The following is a 16336-nucleotide window of genomic DNA, read 5'->3' on the forward strand; positions in this document are numbered from 1 at the left end:
GGGCGGCGGCCGGCGCCGCGCTCGCCGTCTTCGACCGCTGGGCCAGCAGCACGGCGAACCCGTCACGCCGGGCGCTCTCCGCGCGCTGCCACGCCCTGCTCGCGCCCCGGGGCAGCGCCGAGGCCGAGCGGGAGTTCCGGGCCGCGCTGCGGCTGCACCCAACCGACGCCGGCGCGTTCGAGCGGGCCCGCACCGAGCTGCTGCTCGGCCGCGAGCTGCGGCGCAGCCGGCGCCCCCGGGACGCACGGGAGCACCTGCACGACGCCCGGGAGGCGTTCACCCTGATCGGGGCGACCACCTGGGCGGAGCAGGCGGCCGCCGAGCTGCGGGCGGCCGGGGAGTCGGTCGGCGCGCCGGACCCGTCGGCGGCCCGCCTGCTGACCGGACAGCAGCTGCGGATCGCCCAACTGGTCGCCGAGGGCGCCACGAACCGGGAGATCGCCGCGCGGATGTTCCTCTCCACCCGCACCGTCGACCACCACCTACGCAACATCTTCCACCGGCTCGGCATCCGCTCCCGGACCGAGCTGGCCCGCGCCCTCTCCTGACGTCGCCGGCAGGTCGGCGGCCGCCCGCCGCCGGCAGGTCGGCATGGCGGCACCCCGACGGCCGTCCGCTGCGCCCCGACCCGCCCCGCGCCCGGACGGTGGACACGCTGTCAGCGACGCCGATGTCCACGCCGCTCAGCACCGGCGTCCGGGGCAGGCCGGAGACGGCGAGACGGGGCGGTCGGCGAGCACGGCCAGGGCGTCTTGACCCTGACCCGGAACCCGGGTGCACCAGCACGCCGACCTGGACCAGCGAGCTGGCCTGGCCCGAGGCATCCGGGGGAACCTGGCCGGAGATCGCGATCAGCGGCCCGGACGCGACGAGGGCGTCGCGGTAGCCGTCGGTGGGAGGCATGCCCACGGGGCGCACGATGTGGCGCACCGTTGCGTCCTACTCATCCGGTTCCCAGGCTATGAGCAGGTCGAAGAGACGTCGGTCGCCGTCGAGCTTCAGGGAGTCCACCGGAACACGGCCGTAGAAGGCCAGGACCAGCTCACTGGCCGTGCCTCGGGCGGAGGCGTCGGCTGCGTCCGGGTCCTCGCCGGCAGCGGTGGCGGACATCGTGCCGGGTGTGGGCAGGCGGGCGGCCCGTGCGCCGTCGGCGGAGAGCCAGTTGCACCAGGAGCGGCCCTCGGTGGCGTGGTAGTCGACGGCAGCGGGCTGGTGCGGCCAGGCGGCCGTCGTGGTGCAGCAGGTGGACAGGAACTCCTCGACACCGTCGAGTGCCACCTCGTGCGGCAGCGGCTGCGGGGCGCCCAGGGTGACCTGGGCGTCGTAGGTGTGCACCGCGATCTCCTGGAGCTGGTGTCGGGCGACGGCACCGCAGGTCTGCGGCGACTGCGACGTACCCCACCACGTCCAGCAGCCGCGATCCGGGCCGGCCTGCCGCAATGCGTCCAGTAGCTGCTGCGTCGATGCGGCCAACCAGGCCAGCAGGGCCTCGCGCTCGCGAGGCGCAGCCGGGCCCTCGGATGCGGACCTGGCCGGGGCGGTGGGCCCTGCGGCGACGGTGGCGGCCCAGGAGCGGCGCCCCTCGCCCAGGTGCTGCACCAGATCGAACAGCGTCCACTCGGGGCAAGTCGGCACCTGTACGTCGAGGCTGGGCGCGGAGGCGACCGCGGCGCGGAAGGCGGTCGACCGTTCGTCGATCAGCCGCAGCAGAGCGGGGAACTCCAGAGTCTTCTCCACTCCGGCTGTCTAGCACCGTGCTCCGGCAGGCGGACAGCGAGTTTCGCAGCCGACGCGGCGGGCGCGCGGCCGGGCCGCGCGCGCGGATGACGTGGTGTCCTCATTCTGAAACGATCAGTCGGTCCTGCTCCGCTGCCGGCACGGACCCTCGGTGTGCCGTCGTGTCCTCCATCTGGTCGACGGGCGGCACCGATGCGCACCGAGGCCGTGGGCACGGTAGCCACGGCGAAAAGGGGAGTGGTGATGGGGGAGCAGCGGACCGGGCCGCTCGACGGCGTCCTCGTCGCGGACTTCTCGCGCATCCTCGCCGGGCCGTACGCGACCATGCTCCTGGCCGACCTCGGCGCCGAGGTGATCAAGGTGGAGGGGCCCGGCGGGGACGACACCCGGGCCTGGACGCCGCCGGCGCGCGAGGGCGTCTCCACCTACTACCTCGGCGTGAACCGCAACAAGCGCTCGATCGCGCTCGACCTCGGCGACCCCGACGACCTGGCCGTCGCGCGGGAACTCGCCCGCCGCGCCGACGTCATGATCGAGAACTTCCGACCCGGTGGCCTGCGCCGCTTCGGCCTCGACTACGACAGCGTGGCGGCCGGCAACGACCGGATCGTCTACGCCTCCGTCAGCGGCTTCGGCTCCCACGGCGGAGCGCACCTGCCCGGCTACGACCTGATGGTCCAGGCGGCGTCGGGCCTGATGAGCCTCACCGGCGACGCCGACGGTCCGCCGTACAAGGCCGGCGTCGCCGTGTTCGACGTGATCGCCGGCCTGCACGCGGCGGTCGGCATCCTCGCCGCCCTGCACCACCGGGCCCGCACCGGTGTCGGCCAGCACGTCGAGGTGAACCTGCTCTCCTCGGCACTGTCCGGTCTGGTCAACCACACCAGCGGGTACGTCGCCGGCGGCGCGGCCCCGTACCGGATGGGCAACGCCCACCCGAGCCTCTTCCCGTACGAGCCGTTGCCCACCGCCGACGGCGACCTCGTCGTCATCGCCGGGAACGACGGCCAGTTCCGCCGGCTGTGCCAGGTGCTCGGCCTGCCCGAGCTGGCTGACGACCCCCGATTCGGGCGCAACCAGGACCGCACCGTGCACCGGGACGCCCTGCGCCCGATCCTGGTGGCGCGGCTGGCCCGGCGAACCCGGGACGAGTGGTTCCGTGACCTCACCGCCGCAGGCGTGCCGTGCGCCCCGATCACCACCGTCGACGGCGGCGTCGCCCTGGCCGAGCAGCTCGGGCTCGACCCGGTGGTCACGGTCGGCGGCGTGCCCGGCGTCCGGCACCCGATCGCCTTCTCCACCACCCCGCCCCGCTACGACCTGCCACCGCCTGGCCTCGACGAGCACGGCGACGACATCCGCGCCTGGCTGACCGGCTGAGCATCTCCCGGTCCGGCAGGGCGCCGCACGCTGACACAGTGGATGACGACGAGCCTGCCCGACGACTCGATGTGCGGTCCCGGCAGACGATCAGTCAGACATGCCACCGGCTTGGGCAGCGCCCTCCCGCTGCCGCTGCCCGCGAGGCGTGAGCGGGACGCCACCGGCTACCAGTCGGTGGAGTGCGGCCAGCGGGATCACCCCGACCGGGTACCAGAGCAGATCGACCGGATCGAACTGGACCCCGAGCGCCAGCCGCGCGACCAGACTCCGGGCCGACAACTCCGCCGGCACCCCGGTGAGCTGCGCGCATTCCACCATCCAGCAGAACAGCACCGCGATCACCCCGACCGGCGCCGGCGCCATCCGTGGCCACAGGAACAGCACTCCCGCCCAGACCATCGACGCGTACAGGGCGGTGCCGGAGTACTGGCGCACCGGGCCGTCGTCGACGGCGCGGATGGCCAGGGCCACGCCGAGGAAGAGCGCCGCCGCCACCGGCATGAACAGCCGGACCGTCTTCGGCGTGATCGACATTTCGGGGATGCTAGTCACCGCACGTCCAGGGTGCCGCCCCGATGGACGCAGTCGAGGGGCGGCGCGGCGGGACAGGGCCGCTCGGAGGGGCTTCGCGCCCTGGTTCGGGGCGCAACCAGGACCGCACCGTGCACCGGGACGCCCGGCGCCCGATCCTGGCCGCGCGGTTGGCCCGGCGGACCCGGGACGAATGGTTCCGCGACCGCACCGCCGCGGGCGTGCCGTGCGCCCCGCTCATCGACGGCGGAGTCGAGCTGGCCTGACTCTCGTCCCCCGTGATTCGGCGACCGTCTCTAGTCGAGCCAGCAGATGACGGCGTCGCCCTCCCGCGCCGCCGCGGCGAAGAACCGCTGCGCGTACGGCAGGTGGTGCGTCACCCACGACAGCTGGTCCGGCCGGTCCCAGACCTGCGGGTAGATGTCGGCGCGCGCCAGCTCGGCCTGGTCCACGCCGCGGCTCAGGTCGTCCTCGGTGAGGCCGCCGAGCGTCGCGGCCGCCTCGGCCACCTGCTCCGGGGTCAGGTAGCGGGGCGGCCCGTAACCCCAGTCGTGCTCCGAATCCTCCGTGACGTCGTCCTCGTCCGCCGCCTCCGGCGTCTCGACGAACGCCTCGGCCCCGTACACGATCGGCAGCTCGACGCCCTGCCGCTCGAGCAGGAAGTCCAAGGCATGCCACGCCTTACCGGTGCCGTCGACGCGCTCGCCCTCGCCGTCCATGGCCACCTGCGCGAAGTCGTACGCCCAGTCCAGGTCGTCCTTGGCGCGCGCCAGCTCGGCCGGGGTGACCCGCAACCAGTTCCCGTTCATGCTCACGGGACGGCAGCCTAGGTGCCGCGTCCGACACCGCAGCGTCAGTGCCGGAGATTGTGGCACCGGTCGAGTACGATCCGTGCGAGATCCCGTCGAACGGAGCGCGGATGACCGATCAGCGCACTCTCCACATCGGCACGATCGGCAAGCTGAGGTTCGGTCAGGACGTCGCCGAGTACGACGAACGCCTCGACTCCTACTTCCTCCGCACCGGCACGTACTGGGCGCTCGTGCACGACGAGACCGACCTCGTCATCGGCGCGAAGGGAACCGGCAAGAGCGCCATCGCGCGGTTTCTGACCCGCCCGGACGCCGACATCGAGCAACTCGCCGACGTCATCATCATGCCCGCCTTCAACATCCGCGGCTCGATCCTGTTCAAGCGGCTCACCAACCAGATCGACGCCGACGACGAGGCGGTCTACCGCGAGCTCTTCCTGGCGTACATGGTCGGCCTGGCCGGCAACTACATCGTCAGGACCTTCGCCGAGGCCGTCAGCGTCGGCTCCCTGCACAACGGCATGCGCAGCTGCGGGCTGCTGGTGCAGGAGCCGACCCCGCACACCGTGTGGCGGCGGGTGCTCAGCCGGGTGCGTCCGAAGCTCGAAACGACCATCACCATCTCGGAGGCGGAGACGGACCGCAGCCGCGTGGCACGGCCGCTGGACGAGTCCGGTACGTCGGGTGGGGCGGCGGAGCCCGTCACGCTCGAAACCCTCGAGGGACTGCTGGACCTCATCTACGAGGCGCTGGAGCAGCTGGACCTGCGCCTGTGGATCCTGTTCGACCGGCTGGACGAGGCTTTCCCCGACCGCCGCGACATCGAGGTCTCGGCGCTGCGCGGCCTGCTGCGGGCACACCTCGACGTGTGCAGCTACGGCACGCGGATGCGACCGAAGCTGTTCCTGCGCCTCGACATCTTCGACCGCATCACCCAGAACGAGGGGTTCGTCAACGCGACCCACCTGCGCACCACGCGGATCCTGTGGGACTCGGACTCCATCCTGCACCTGATCTCCCTGCGCATCACCGCCGGCAGCGACGAGCTGGTGGACCCGGCGGTCAGGAACATGCTGACCACCTCGGCCGGACGCCGCAAGCTCTGCCGCAGCATCCTGCCCGGGCGCATCGAGAACCTGGACCCACTGGTCTGGCTGCTGCTGGTCACGGTGGATGCCACCCGGGAGTTCAACCCGCGCAACGCGCTGACGCTGCTGCGCAGCGCCCAGATCGCGGAGATCCAGATCGCGATGCGGGACCGGTCGCCGGGGGCGGCGAAGGACGCGGACCTGTTCCTGTCGCCGCGGGCACTGCATGTCGGCTACAAGCAGCTGTCCGTCGCCCGGCTTCAGGACACGTTGTACGCGGAGAGCACCATCGCCCGGACGTACATCGAAAAGCTGCGCGGCAAGACGGTCCGGTTCACCCGGGCGAAGATCTCGGAGCGACTCGGTGTCGACGGGGAGGAGTTGGAGGAGGTCCTCACCGTCCTGCGGTACGTCGGCTTCCTGCGCAACGACAACGGGTCCTTCATCATCCCGCCCCTGTACCGTCCGGCGTTCTTCCGCTCCATCCACGGAGCCGAGCTGCGGCTGGGGGCGGGGGAGGCGAGCGAGCTCGACGGTTTCGCGGAGGCCGACGAGCGCGACCCGGTGGCTCGGGAGCTCATGGACGAAAAATCCGAGCAGGATTCCGACCCGTCGGAGCAGCCTTCCATCCCGGCGCCCCGGCGACGGGGTAAGCGGGGGCGACCGAAGCGGGGGTCCACCGGGCGGGACGAACTCGTTCCCAGCAATACGCCGTCGGAGATCAGCGACCAGCAGGACTTCGCCGAGGAGTTGGGGAACGCGCTCGGCGGCGACGTCGACCTGCGCCCCACGTCGGTGGCGACGGCCGAGTCCGGTGACGCGGCGGACCCCGTACCCCGTGTCCAGCGGGTCCCTCTCGGCGGGCCGAGCGCGGGGGCCTGGGCCGCCAGCCACGCGCGGGACCTGGGCGAGCAGGGGGACCCGGTGGGGGGCTTTCATCTGCTCTACCCGCACCGGACGTCCCATGACGGGGCCGCCTGCGTGGCAGCGGACCTCGCCTATCTGTCGGCCGACGCGACGATCATCGGGCTCGCCAAGGAGATGCTCCAGAGTGGGGACCGCCAGCGGTCCTGGCCGGCCCGGGCGCGGCTGCTGGTGCTCGCCATCGCCACGGACGACGAAGGACTGATCGCCGCCCTGCTCCGCGCCACCAGCAAGAGGTTCGCCCAGGAGATCTCGATCGCCGTGGTGCGGATGGTCAGTCAGGTCCCCGAGGAGGAGGCGGAATTCTGGCACCGCAGCCTCCTGGCGGTCAGTACGCCGACCTCGCCACCGTCGGCCCTGCGGTCGATGTGGCCGCTCCTGGCGGCCTCCCGCGTGATGGCGATCGGCCGCAGCTCGTGGGAGCGTGGAGTCGGCGACGTCGCCGCCGACGTCCGCGCGCTGCGGGAGCGGATCTGGGCAGGGGAACTCTGGCACTCCAGCGTGCGGCACGTCGAGGGCTTTCTGTACGCCTACGCCTCCGGTGGCCCGACGTCGACCGTCCCGGTCCTCCTGCCGTATCAGATCCTCTCCTGCGCCTCGGTGATCGAGAGCGCCGGCCGCCTGACCCCGGCCCTGCGGGCGGGGATCGCCAAGTCGCTCGGCACCCAGCTTGAGGGCACCGACGACCGTAACCGTGAGCGGTTCCTCGAGTGGGTGCAGTACTGCCCCATCGTGCTGGAGGTGGAGCTGCCCGGCCCGGAGGTCAGAAGGACGGCCCAGCCGGGCGGCTCGACCTCGGTCCGGGGCGCGGCGAAGGCACCGGACCGGGAAATCTGCGACTTCGTCGTCAAGGTGATTCAGGATGGGCTCTTCGAAGGGGCGTCGACCATGTTGCTGTCGCAACTCGGGAGCCGGCTCCTGGCTCGGTCGCCCGGATTCAACTACCGCGCTCTGGGCTTCGCTTCGCTGCTCGAACTGGTCAACGCGGTGGCCGAGGCGGACCAGCGGATAACGGTGGGGAAGAACGACGACGGGCACCCGTTCGCCGCGCTCGCCTGACCCGGGCGGCGCCTACTGCGGTTCTCGGAGCCGGACCCTGGTGAAGGCCGAGATGAACATGGCGACCAGGAGTGTCAGCAGGGTCAGCCAGATGACGGGACCGGCCACCAGCGGCAGGGGTCCCTCGGTGCCCATGAAGACGACGAGCATCGCGGCCGTTTCGCCCAGCGCGAAGACGGCGAGGAGAATGGCGAGCGGCATCGACCGGAAGACCAGGCTCTGCCGGCTTCCCGAGAGCCGACTCATGCCGTAGCCGACGAATGTGGACCATCTCTGGAGCACCAGCGCTATCGCGAGGGCGGGAAGCACCTGCGCGGACAGTGCGTAGAAGTCAACATTCCGCACGAGCGGATCTTAGCATCGGCGGAGCGGCCGCCTCATTTAGCTGCTTCCATGTCAGGCGACCCGCGGTGCGGGCAGGATCGGCAGCGCCGCCCGGTGGGCCGTACCCGAGATGTCGCCGGTCTGGATGACCTCCGTGGCCTCCGCCGCGACCTCGCCGCCGGCGGTGGCCGTCGCGCCGCCCGATTCGGCGGCCGGGCGCGCGGCGTCCGCGTCGATGGCGGTGAGCAGGGCCCGCAGCCGGCCCACGTCGTCGGCGGCCAGCCGAAAGGAGCCTCGGCAGACGGGCCCGCTCCACAGTGAGAGCACCACGGCACCGCGTTCCGGGTGGTAGCTGACCCGCATCGTCCGCTCGTCGCCCCGCGTGTCGGTGAACAGGTCACCGAAGCTGGGCATCGGTAGCACCTCTCCCATCACCCCAGCATGCCCGAGCGGCGGGCGCGCGGGAAGGCCGCTACAGGTTGGCGAAGGGCTTCGCGTACGCGAAGGGGCCCTGGATGTCGGGCCGCCAGGCGCTCAACGGCCGGGCCATGAAGTACCGCGGACCCCACGGGCCGGGGGGTGTCACGCCCAGGTCGACCGCCGGCCGGAACCCGAACCGCGGGTAGTACTCCGGGTGCCCGAGCAGCACGACCAGCGGCTCGTCCAGCGCGTCGGCCGCGCCGAGCACCGCGTGCATCAGCGCCGACCCCACGCCCCGGCGCTGCCAGCCGGGCAGCACCCCGAGCGGTCCCAGGCCGAGCGCCACCGGCGCGCCGGCCACCGTGCCCCGGGTGCAGACCACGTGCCCGACGACCTGCCCGTCGACGTCGGTGGCGACCAGCGAGAGGGCGGGCAGCCAACCGTCGTCGGCGCGCAGCGCGTCGACCAGCGGGGCCTCGACGGGTACGGCGTCCGGGGCGTCCGCCGAGGCGAACGCGGCGGTGTGCACCGCGCGGACGGCGGCGATGTCGGCGGGGGTCTCACGTCTGATCAGCATCGGTCCGGGATCCTGCCGGAGTCGGGCGGGACGGGCCACCCATTTCGTCAGGTGACGCGTCACCTTGGGTAGCGTCGGGGACGTGACGACGAACCGGCTGCCCGTGCGGACGACGACCGTGGACGTTCCGACCAGCGGCGGCGGCGCCGACGCGTACCTCGAGCGGCACTGGGCCCTGTTCGACCTGCTCGACCGGACCTTCCGCCGCTGACCCCGGGGTCGCCGAAAGCAGTCCACGAGTACAGAGGTGGCCGGCCACCGGGCCGGGCCGGGCGCACTACGGTCGGGGAATGACCGTCGATGCCCCAGACCTGCGCCGGCGGTTCGCGGCGCTGACCACCGCCCACGTCGCCGACGCCTGCCTGCGCGCCGGAGTGCCGGTACGCTGCGCGCCGGCCGCCGTACGACCCGTCCTGCCCGGCGCGCGGCTCGCCGGCCGGGTGATGCCCGCCCGGCACGTCGGCAGTGTCGACATGTTCCTCGAGGCGATCGACCGGGCGTCGCCCGGCGACGTGCTCGTCGTCGACAACGGCGGGCGCACCGACGAGAGCTGCGTCGGCGACCTGGTGGTGCTGGAGGCGCAGGCCGCGGGCCTGGCCGGGGTGGTGGTCTGGGGCCTGCACCGGGACACCGCCGACATCCGCGCCGTCGGGCTGCCGGTGTTCAGCCTGGGCGCGATCCCCACCGGCCCGCAGCGCCTCGACGCCCGGCCGCCCGGGGCGCTGGCGTCGGCCGAGGTGGGGCAGCAGACGGTCGACACCGGCGATGTCGTCCTCGGCGACGACGACGGGGTGCTCTTCGTGCCGGCCGAGCGGGCCGGGGAGCTGTTCGACCTGGCCGAGTCGATCCGGGACACCGAGCGGCGGCAGGCCGACCTGATCCGCGCCGGCGTGCCGTTGCGCGCGCAGGTGGGCTTCGGCGCGTACCTGGCCCGGCGGGCGGAGGACCCGTCGCTGACCTTCCGTGAGCACCTGCGGGCGGTGGGCGGCGCGATCGAGGAGTGAGCGGTCAGCCCATTGCGGTCGCCGACGGCGGGGCGCTGCCGCCCTGCGGCGCCTCCCCGGTCATCAGCGCGACGATCTCCGCCCGGTCGGCCGCCGAGCGCCGCCCCCATTCGGGCCGGTAGCCGTACACCTCGCGCAGCGGGATGGAGGAGGTCCGGCCGTCGAGGATCTCCACCGCGTCGGTGTCGATCAGGCCGGGGTGCTCGACACCGCACGCCTCGGCCACCTTCACCAGGTCCCGTCGCAGCGTGCGGATGTAGTTGGCGGCGCGTACGGACTTGAGGGCGGGGTCGAGGCCCCGGGCGAGCCACGGGTTCTGGGTGGCGACGCCGGTCGGGCAGGTGTCGGTGTGGCACTTCTGCGCCTGGATGCAGCCGATCGCCAGCATCGCCTCCCGGCCGACGTTGACCATGTCGCAACCGAGCGCGAACGCGACGACGGCGTTGTCCGGCAGGCCCAGCTTGCCGGCCCCGACGAAGACCGTCCGCTCGTGCAGGTCCTTCTCGGCGAAGGTGCGGTAGACGCGGGCGAAGCCCTGCTGGAACGGCAGCGACACCGAGTCGGTGAAGATCAGCGGCGCGGCGCCGGTGCCGCCCTCGCCGCCGTCCACGGTCACGAAGTCCACGCCGCGCCCGGTGTCGCGCATCAGCGTGGTCAGCTCCTCCCAGAAGCCGAGGTCACCGACGGCGGACTTGATGCCCACCGGCAGGCCGGTCTCGGCGGCGAGCAGCTCCACCCAGTCCAGCAGGCTGTCGCAGTCGGAGAACTCGGCGTGCCGGGACGGGCTGACGCAGTCCCGCCCCTGCGGGATGCCCCTGGTCTCGGCGATCTCGGCGGAGACCTTCGCCCCGGGCAGCAGCCCGCCCAGGCTGGGCTTGGCGCCCTGGCTGAGCTTGACCTCCAACGCCCGCACGGGGGCGCCGGCCACCAGGTCCCTGAGCTTGTCGAGGCTGAACCGGCCGCGCTCGTCGCGGCAGCCGAAGTACGCCGTGCCGATCTGGAACACCAGGTCGCCGCCGTTGCGGTGGTACGGCGACAGCCCACCCTCGCCGGTGTTCTGCAGGCAACCGGCCAGCGCCGCGCCCTTGTTCAGCGCGGTGACCGCGTTGCCGGAGAGCGAGCCGAAGCTCATCCCGGAGATGTTGACGACCGACTCCGGGCGGAACGCCCGGGCCCGCCCCCGCGCCCCGCCGAGCACCTTCGCCGCCGGCAGCCGCACGTCGTGCCCGGCCGTCGGCGACGACGGCGGCACGGCCCGGCCGAAGGTGCGGTGCTTGATGATCGGATAGCCGGGGGTGTACTCGATGTCGTTGTCCGTGCCGAAGCCGAAGTAGTTGTTCTCCTGCTTGGCCGAGGCGTAGATCCAGCGCCGCTGGTCGCGGGTGAACGGCCGTTCCTCGTTGTTGCCGGCCACGATGTACTGCCGCAGCTCCGGCCCGATCGACTCCAGCAGGTAGCGCGCCCGGCCGACGACCGGGAAGTTGCGCAGCAGCGCGTGGTCGCGCTGCAGGACGTCGCGTGCGGCGAGGCCCGCGAGAGCGGCGGCGACGACGGGTACGGCTCGACTGGCCCACTTCATGCCCGCCACACTCCCCGGTCCCGCCGCCGCCCAAACAGCCGGCGGGCGCGCTACCTCGGCCCGGCGCTGCGGGTCAGGCCTGCGCCTGGGCGATGTTGACCATCCACGGGGTGCCGAACCGGTCCTCGCACTGGCCGAACTCGTCACCCCACATCTGCTTCTCCAGCGGCACGCTCACCACACCGCCGGAGGAGAGCTGCTCCCACCAGCGGCGCAGCTCGTCGGCGTCGTCACCGCTGAGGCTGACCGTGTTGGCGTTGCCGCGTCGGATCTCCATGCCGGGTGGCATGTCGGAGGCCATCAGCACGTGGCCGTGGGCCGTCCGGAGCAGGCCGTGCATGATCTGGTCGGCGATCGCCGGGTCCTCGGTGCCGAACTCGCGGAACGTGGTCAGCGAGAGGTCCCCGCCGAAAACCTGCTGGTAGAACTCCATCGCCTCGCGTGCGTTGCCGGCGAAGTTGAGGTACGGGTTGAGCTGGGTAGCCATGGCACCCCTCCGTGACTTGGTGACCAGCGCATCGTCCCACCCGTCCGGGGTGCGATGGCGGCGTACACGCCGATCGGGACACGGACCGGCATGGACGCGGGGAGCAGGCGGCGGTGGCCGGGGTGCGGGCGTTCGTCGCCGCGTTCGCCGAGGTCAGAGCCCGACGGTGGTCCTACCTACACGGGGTGAGCTGCCTGGAAGGCGAGCCGTCGGTCCGCGTCGGCGGCGAGGCGGGTCAGGATGTCGTCGAGGTCCATGAAGGCCTGCCACGGCTCGCTGCCGGTGGCCCGGGCCAGCCGGTCGACCACCAGCTGTTCCAGCTCGGCCACCCGTTTGCCCTTCCAGACCTTGTCGGCGAGGCTGACCAGCAGGTCGTCGAGATCGACGTCGCCGCTCCGCCAGCCGGCGTGGGTCGCGGCGAACCGGGCCAGCGGGGCGTCGACACCGTGGCGCAGCAGCAGTTCCCGACCGGCGGGCTCGTGGGCCGACCCGGGCCCGCGGAGTTCCTCGGGGTGGACGACCTTGCCGATGTCGTGGGTGGCCGCGCCGAAGAGGACGGCTGCCCGGTCGAACTCCAGCAGGGGGGACCAGTCTGCCAGGGCGGCGGTCAGGTGCCAGGCGACATCGTGCACGGCGCGCAGGTGCGCGGCGAGCCGCGGTGGCGCGTCGAGGCTGGACAGGAGTTCGGCGACCGGGGCGGGCAGGGCTCGCAGCGGTGGTGGGCCGGGGTCGGTGAGAGCGCGGTGCAGGGCGGCGGCGGTCACGGGTAGCAAGACTAGGTCGGCCTGCTGTCGCCGCCGCATGGATCCGGGTGCGCGGACTGTGTCCGGTCCGGCGGGCGGGCGGTGCTGACGGAGGATGACCGGCGGCGACCCTGCGTCGTACCGTGCGGGGGTGACCCTGTGGTGGGCCGGGACGGCCGTGGTGCTGCTGTTGGTGGCAGTCGTCGGTGGTCTGCTGCGCCGGGGCCGGCGGCGCGCGCGGGCGAGCGGCCGCGAGCAGGCGCTCCGCGAGGCTCGCCGGGCGACCCGCCAGATCTCGCGCGAGCGGCGGCGGACCGGTCGGGGATCCCTGCGCGGCCAGGGCGCCGGGGGAAGCCAGGGCCTGGCGTCGGACGCCGCCGTCGGCACTGACGGCGGCACGCCGAGCGGACTGTGACGGGCTCCGGCGCCCGGCCTGTACAAGAGTGCCGGACCGAACCCGGCGGGGGTCAGGGCGGACGCGCGGAGCTGGCCGGCCGTCCTCACCGGTCCCGCCGACGGGGCCCGGTGAGGCGTCTCGCCGACCGCGCCGCCGAGCCCCGTCGCGTCCTCAGTCCTGGCGGAACGACTGGCGCACCACCCCGCCGACCAGCGCGCACCACGTGCTGGTGCTGACCTTCCCGCTGTCCGGCAGCCCGTGCAGCTGCTGGATGTCCTGGACGGCCAGTTTCGTCGCGTGGTCGTACTCGCCGGTGACGGCGACGTCGGCGTAGCCCTTCACGTTGAGGATGAACTGCACCGCCTGGACCGGCAGACCGGTGGCGTCCTTCTCCAGCTCCGGCGCGAGGGTCTCCCAGGTGGGGCCGGTGATGGTGGCGTCGATGTCGACCGGGATGCCGTTGCGGGCCTGCCAGTCCTGCACGGCCGCCACGGTGGCGGCGTCAAAGGCGCTGTTCGGCGTGACGGCGTAGCCGCGGTACGCCAGCAGGTACTGCGCGACCCGGACGGACGGGGAGCCGACGAAGCGCCACAGGTCCGGCCAGCGGCGGGCCGGCACGTCGGCGAGGTCGGTCCCGAGCTTCTCGAACACCCGGCGGCGCACGTCCGGAAAGAGCCGGTAGAACGTCGCGCCCGGGCAGAGGGTGTTGCGGAAGTCCCAGTGGCCGAAGATGTCGTGGGCGTGCAGGCCGTACTGGCGGCAGATGGTGGTGCAGAGCTTCACCAGCGAGGCGAGCAACTCGTCCGGCGGGGTGTCGGTGACGTAGGTGCCCTCGTTCTCGATGCCGATCGCCCGGCCGTTCTCGCCGGGGCAGTGCGCCGAGACCATCTGCCGGTCGCCGGCCTGGAGCCGCTCCAGGCTGCCGTGCCGCCCCTCCAGCACGTAGCCGCCGCGGCTGATGGTGAAGTGCTGGCCGGTGTCGGACCAGCGGTTGCCGTCCATGTGCAGGTTCTGGCAGTCCCGGGCCAGCTTGATCGCCTGCGCCTCGGAGTAGTCCGTGACGTTCGGGAACGCCATGTGGTGCACGATGATCTTGTTGGTGGGGATGGCGCTGATCACCAGCGGGTCGGCCGGCGGGCGGGCGCCCCACTCGTCGCAGCTGTAGATCCAGTCGAGGTCCGCGCCGGGATCGGCCTGCGCGGCGACCGGAAAGGCCAGTTCGGACCCGACGACCGCGACGGCCGCCGCGCCAAGGCCGGCCCGCAGCAGGGTACGGCGGTCGAGTTCAGGGTGGTCGAAGTGCATGGCATCTCCTCGGCGGGCCGGTGGTGGCCCAGGGGCAGGGATGAAAGAGAACTCCAAGGTGCGCGCGTGAAGTGGAGGATATTGCCATGACCGGTCCGGGCGCTAGAGGCCCGCGTCGATCCGATGTGCCCGGACGACGCCAGGTCAGGACGTCGGGGCCACGGCCCGGCCCCCGTGCGGCATCCGCCAGCCCTCGGCCAGCCGGGACGGGTGCACGTTGCGCCCGCCGCCGAAGAACTCGCAGAACTTCATGATCAGCGGATCCCAGCCCAGCGGGTCCACGTACGACGTGCCCGGGATGACCAGGTCCTCCTCGACGTGCGCGCGCAGCACCTCCACCTGGAAGGCGGTGGCGTACGACGGCGTCGGGCCGAACGGGTACGAGGCGACCACCCGGCACTCCAACTGGATCGGGCACTGCGCCACCCGGGGCGGCGCGACCAGGTCCGACGGCTGGCGGGTCAGCCCGGCGAGGGCGAACTTGTCCGGCTCGTACCGGTAGCCCTGGGCGGCCTTCTGTTCCGGCACGGTGGGCCGGCCGGTGGTCAGCGCGATCCGGTCCACCGCGTCGACCATCGCCGAGGACGGCAGGTTCAGCACGCACTCGCCCTCGCGCCGCAGGTTGGCCGTCGTCTGGCCGCTGTCACCCAGGCCGAGCATGGCCGACCGGCCCAGCCACCACGCCGACGACATCGGCGCGAGGTTGGCGCTCCCGTCCGGGTTCCGGGAGCTGATCAACACCACCGGGGTGCCGAAGTAGAGCACCTTCAGATCGGGTACGACGTGCATGGTCCTGCCCTTCGCGAACGCCCACGGCCGGTGCGGTCCACCCGGCCGTACCCGACTCTGCGCGCGGGCGACGCCGATCGCTGGCGGCGATCGGACGTGGCGTTGCGGTGAGCCGCCCGGCGCGACGTGCCCGAGGTGGCCGTCCGAAGGCCGTCGAAGAGTAGGAGCCGTGGCGCGGGCGCGGCGTCAGCCGGCGGTGGCGAAGCGGTCGAGGGCGCGCACGACGTGGCCCCGGGTCTCCTCGGTGCCGAAGTGCCCCGCCTGCTCGACGACGATCAGCTCGGAGCCCGGCCAGGCCCGGTGCAGTTGCCAGGCGGTGTCCAACGGGCTGCTCAGGTCGAGCCGGCCGTGGATCAGCACCCCGGGAATGCCGGCGAGCCGGTGCGCGTCGCGCAGCAGGACGCCCTCCTCCAGCCAGGCGCCGTGGGCGAAGTAGTGCGAGCAGATCCGGACCATGGCCGTCCGGGCTGCCGAGGGGCGGTCGCTGTACGGGTTGGTCACGGCCGCCTCTCCCGAGACGACCGCGTCCTCCCAGGCGCACCAGTCCACGGTGGCGCGCTCGCGTACCGCCGGGTCCGGGTCGGCCGTCAGCCGGGCGTACGCGCCGACGACGTCGCCGTCGCGTGGGGTGCCGGGCGCGCCGGCGAGGAAGCGGTCCCACTGCTGGGGGAAGAACCGGCCGACGCCGCGGTAGAGCCAGTCGATCTCCGAGCGGCGGGTGCTGGTGACCGCGTTGATGACGATCTCGGACACCCGCTCGGGGTGCCGCTGCGCGTACGCCAGGATGAGGGTCGAGCCCCACGACCCGCCGTGCAGCAGCCAGCGCCGCACGCCCAGGTGCTCGCGCAGGCGCTCCGTGTCGGCGACCAGATGGTGGGTGGTGTTGTGCCGCAGGTCGGTGGCGGGGTCGCTGGCGTGCGGGGTGCTGCGCCCGCAGCCACGCTGGTCGAACAGCACGATCCGGTAGCGCGCCGGGTCGAAGAACCGGCGGACCCCGGTGCCGCACCCCGAGCCCGGTCCGCCGTGCACGACGAGCGCGGGCTTGCCGTCGGGATTGCCGCAGACCTCCCAGTACACGGCGTTGCCGTCGCCGACGTCGAGCATGCCGTCGTCGTACGGCTCGATCGGCGGATAGCGCGCGTCCATGCGTGGGCCCTCCCCGGGGACTAGATGCAAC

General features: G+C 72.8%; 19 protein-coding genes. 7 read left to right on the forward strand and 12 right to left on the reverse strand.

The window, feature by feature from the left end; all coding sequences use genetic code 11:
* A partial coding sequence (locus KBX37_RS29505) for a response regulator transcription factor (protein ID WP_210779157.1) occupies nucleotides 1-548 on the forward strand: 548 nt, incomplete at its 5' end.
* A 391-nt stretch (nucleotides 549-939) separates the two neighbouring features.
* On the opposite strand, the gene KBX37_RS29510 is transcribed toward KBX37_RS29505, so the two are convergent.
* The gene (locus KBX37_RS29510; RefSeq protein WP_210779158.1) at nucleotides 940-1737 is read right to left on the reverse strand and encodes a maleylpyruvate isomerase family mycothiol-dependent enzyme; all 798 of its coding nucleotides are present in this window, start codon (nucleotides 1735-1737) and stop codon (nucleotides 940-942) included.
* Nucleotides 1738-1980: 243 nt separating this feature from the next.
* Between KBX37_RS29510 and KBX37_RS29515 the strand changes: the two genes are divergently transcribed.
* Nucleotides 1981-3117 carry a CaiB/BaiF CoA-transferase family protein gene (locus KBX37_RS29515; RefSeq protein ID WP_210779159.1) on the forward strand — a complete coding sequence of 379 codons (1137 nt, stop codon included), beginning with the start codon at nucleotides 1981-1983 and terminating at the stop codon, nucleotides 3115-3117.
* A gap of 90 nt (nucleotides 3118-3207) precedes the next feature.
* On the opposite strand, the gene KBX37_RS29520 is transcribed toward KBX37_RS29515, so the two are convergent.
* Nucleotides 3208-3654, reverse strand: a complete 447-nt coding sequence (locus KBX37_RS29520; protein ID WP_210779160.1) for a DUF2809 domain-containing protein — start codon at nucleotides 3652-3654, stop codon at nucleotides 3208-3210.
* 128 nt (nucleotides 3655-3782) lie between these two features.
* Here KBX37_RS29520 and KBX37_RS35330 point away from each other — a divergent pair, with 128 nt between their 5' ends.
* The gene (locus tag KBX37_RS35330; protein WP_256440386.1) at nucleotides 3783-3917 is read left to right on the forward strand and encodes a hypothetical protein; all 135 of its coding nucleotides are present in this window, start codon (nucleotides 3783-3785) and stop codon (nucleotides 3915-3917) included.
* Nucleotides 3918-3947: 30 nt separating this feature from the next.
* Here KBX37_RS35330 and KBX37_RS29525 read toward each other — a convergent pair whose 3' ends face one another.
* On the reverse strand, nucleotides 3948-4460 hold the full coding sequence (locus tag KBX37_RS29525; protein ID WP_210779172.1) for a DUF1877 family protein: 513 nt from the start codon (nucleotides 4458-4460) through the stop codon (nucleotides 3948-3950).
* A 110-nt stretch (nucleotides 4461-4570) separates the two neighbouring features.
* Between KBX37_RS29525 and KBX37_RS29530 the strand changes: the two genes are divergently transcribed.
* Nucleotides 4571-7534, forward strand: a complete 2964-nt coding sequence (locus KBX37_RS29530; protein ID WP_210779161.1) for an OST-HTH/LOTUS domain-containing protein — start codon at nucleotides 4571-4573, stop codon at nucleotides 7532-7534.
* A 12-nt stretch (nucleotides 7535-7546) separates the two neighbouring features.
* Here the strand turns inward: KBX37_RS29530 and KBX37_RS29535 are convergent, their stop codons facing one another.
* The 3 genes from KBX37_RS29535 to KBX37_RS29545 are packed head-to-tail and all read right to left on the reverse strand — an operon-like array spanning nucleotide 7547 to nucleotide 8855.
* On the reverse strand, nucleotides 7547-7879 hold the full coding sequence (locus tag KBX37_RS29535) for a hypothetical protein (protein WP_210779162.1): 333 nt from the start codon (nucleotides 7877-7879) through the stop codon (nucleotides 7547-7549).
* A 51-nt stretch (nucleotides 7880-7930) separates the two neighbouring features.
* The gene (locus tag KBX37_RS29540) at nucleotides 7931-8272 is read right to left on the reverse strand and encodes a hypothetical protein (protein ID WP_210779163.1); all 342 of its coding nucleotides are present in this window, start codon (nucleotides 8270-8272) and stop codon (nucleotides 7931-7933) included.
* A 58-nt stretch (nucleotides 8273-8330) separates the two neighbouring features.
* Nucleotides 8331-8855 carry a GNAT family N-acetyltransferase gene (locus KBX37_RS29545; RefSeq protein ID WP_210779164.1) on the reverse strand — a complete coding sequence of 175 codons (525 nt, stop codon included), beginning with the start codon at nucleotides 8853-8855 and terminating at the stop codon, nucleotides 8331-8333.
* 82 nt (nucleotides 8856-8937) lie between these two features.
* On the opposite strand from KBX37_RS29545, the gene KBX37_RS35335 reads away from it, so the two are divergent.
* Both KBX37_RS35335 and KBX37_RS29550 read left to right on the forward strand, forming a co-directional pair.
* A complete protein-coding gene (locus tag KBX37_RS35335; protein ID WP_256440387.1) occupies nucleotides 8938-9066 on the forward strand; it encodes a hypothetical protein in 129 nt (42 codons plus the stop codon).
* A gap of 79 nt (nucleotides 9067-9145) precedes the next feature.
* The gene (locus KBX37_RS29550) at nucleotides 9146-9859 is read left to right on the forward strand and encodes an RraA family protein (RefSeq protein WP_210779165.1); all 714 of its coding nucleotides are present in this window, start codon (nucleotides 9146-9148) and stop codon (nucleotides 9857-9859) included.
* Nucleotides 9860-9863: 4 nt separating this feature from the next.
* Here KBX37_RS29550 and KBX37_RS29555 read toward each other — a convergent pair whose 3' ends face one another.
* The 3 genes from KBX37_RS29555 to KBX37_RS29565 form a co-directional block, all read right to left on the reverse strand.
* On the reverse strand, nucleotides 9864-11438 hold the full coding sequence (locus KBX37_RS29555; RefSeq protein WP_210779166.1) for an FMN-binding glutamate synthase family protein: 1575 nt from the start codon (nucleotides 11436-11438) through the stop codon (nucleotides 9864-9866).
* A gap of 73 nt (nucleotides 11439-11511) precedes the next feature.
* Nucleotides 11512-11925, reverse strand: coding sequence for a VOC family protein (locus KBX37_RS29560; RefSeq protein WP_210779167.1), 414 nt, complete (start codon nucleotides 11923-11925; stop codon nucleotides 11512-11514).
* 176 nt (nucleotides 11926-12101) lie between these two features.
* The gene (locus KBX37_RS29565; RefSeq protein ID WP_210779168.1) at nucleotides 12102-12689 is read right to left on the reverse strand and encodes an HD domain-containing protein; all 588 of its coding nucleotides are present in this window, start codon (nucleotides 12687-12689) and stop codon (nucleotides 12102-12104) included.
* A 130-nt stretch (nucleotides 12690-12819) separates the two neighbouring features.
* On the opposite strand from KBX37_RS29565, the gene KBX37_RS29570 reads away from it, so the two are divergent.
* On the forward strand, nucleotides 12820-13083 hold the full coding sequence (locus KBX37_RS29570) for a hypothetical protein (protein ID WP_210779169.1): 264 nt from the start codon (nucleotides 12820-12822) through the stop codon (nucleotides 13081-13083).
* 153 nt (nucleotides 13084-13236) lie between these two features.
* Here KBX37_RS29570 and KBX37_RS29575 read toward each other — a convergent pair whose 3' ends face one another.
* The 3 genes from KBX37_RS29575 to pip all read right to left on the reverse strand — a co-directional run bounded on the left by KBX37_RS29575 (nucleotide 13237) and on the right by pip (nucleotide 16305).
* Nucleotides 13237-14370, reverse strand: coding sequence for a peptidoglycan-binding protein (locus KBX37_RS29575; protein ID WP_210779170.1), 1134 nt, complete (start codon nucleotides 14368-14370; stop codon nucleotides 13237-13239).
* A gap of 144 nt (nucleotides 14371-14514) precedes the next feature.
* On the reverse strand, nucleotides 14515-15159 hold the full coding sequence (locus tag KBX37_RS29580) for a flavin reductase family protein (protein ID WP_210779171.1): 645 nt from the start codon (nucleotides 15157-15159) through the stop codon (nucleotides 14515-14517).
* A 186-nt stretch (nucleotides 15160-15345) separates the two neighbouring features.
* Complete coding sequence (pip, locus tag KBX37_RS29585; RefSeq protein ID WP_210779173.1) at nucleotides 15346-16305, reverse strand: prolyl aminopeptidase; 960 nt, start codon at nucleotides 16303-16305, stop codon at nucleotides 15346-15348.
* Nucleotides 16306-16336: the final 31 nt, after the last annotated feature.

Origin of the sequence: Micromonospora sp. U56, assembly GCF_018070095.1 — a bacterium.
GTDB lineage: Bacteria > Actinomycetota > Actinomycetes > Mycobacteriales > Micromonosporaceae > Micromonospora > Micromonospora purpureochromogenes.

What these genes read in the sequence shown, in the direction of transcription:
- KBX37_RS29515 (WP_210779159.1), top strand. Translation starts at nt 1,981, where the DNA reads ATGGGGGAGCAGCGGACCGGGCCGCTCGACGGCGTCCTCGTCGCGGAC.
- KBX37_RS29520 (WP_210779160.1), bottom strand. Translation starts at nt 3,654, where the DNA reads ATGTCGATCACGCCGAAGACGGTCCGGCTGTTCATGCCGGTGGCGGCG.
- KBX37_RS29525 (WP_210779172.1), bottom strand. Translation starts at nt 4,460, where the DNA reads ATGAACGGGAACTGGTTGCGGGTCACCCCGGCCGAGCTGGCGCGCGCC.
- KBX37_RS29530 (WP_210779161.1), top strand. Translation starts at nt 4,571, where the DNA reads ATGACCGATCAGCGCACTCTCCACATCGGCACGATCGGCAAGCTGAGG.
- KBX37_RS29540 (WP_210779163.1), bottom strand. Translation starts at nt 8,272, where the DNA reads ATGCCCAGCTTCGGTGACCTGTTCACCGACACGCGGGGCGACGAGCGG.
- KBX37_RS29545 (WP_210779164.1), bottom strand. Translation starts at nt 8,855, where the DNA reads ATGCTGATCAGACGTGAGACCCCCGCCGACATCGCCGCCGTCCGCGCG.
- KBX37_RS29550 (WP_210779165.1), top strand. Translation starts at nt 9,146, where the DNA reads ATGACCGTCGATGCCCCAGACCTGCGCCGGCGGTTCGCGGCGCTGACC.
- KBX37_RS29555 (WP_210779166.1), bottom strand. Translation starts at nt 11,438, where the DNA reads ATGAAGTGGGCCAGTCGAGCCGTACCCGTCGTCGCCGCCGCTCTCGCG.
- KBX37_RS29560 (WP_210779167.1), bottom strand. Translation starts at nt 11,925, where the DNA reads ATGGCTACCCAGCTCAACCCGTACCTCAACTTCGCCGGCAACGCACGC.
- KBX37_RS29575 (WP_210779170.1), bottom strand. Translation starts at nt 14,370, where the DNA reads ATGCACTTCGACCACCCTGAACTCGACCGCCGTACCCTGCTGCGGGCC.
- KBX37_RS29580 (WP_210779171.1), bottom strand. Translation starts at nt 15,159, where the DNA reads ATGCACGTCGTACCCGATCTGAAGGTGCTCTACTTCGGCACCCCGGTG.
- pip (WP_210779173.1), bottom strand. Translation starts at nt 16,305, where the DNA reads ATGGACGCGCGCTATCCGCCGATCGAGCCGTACGACGACGGCATGCTC.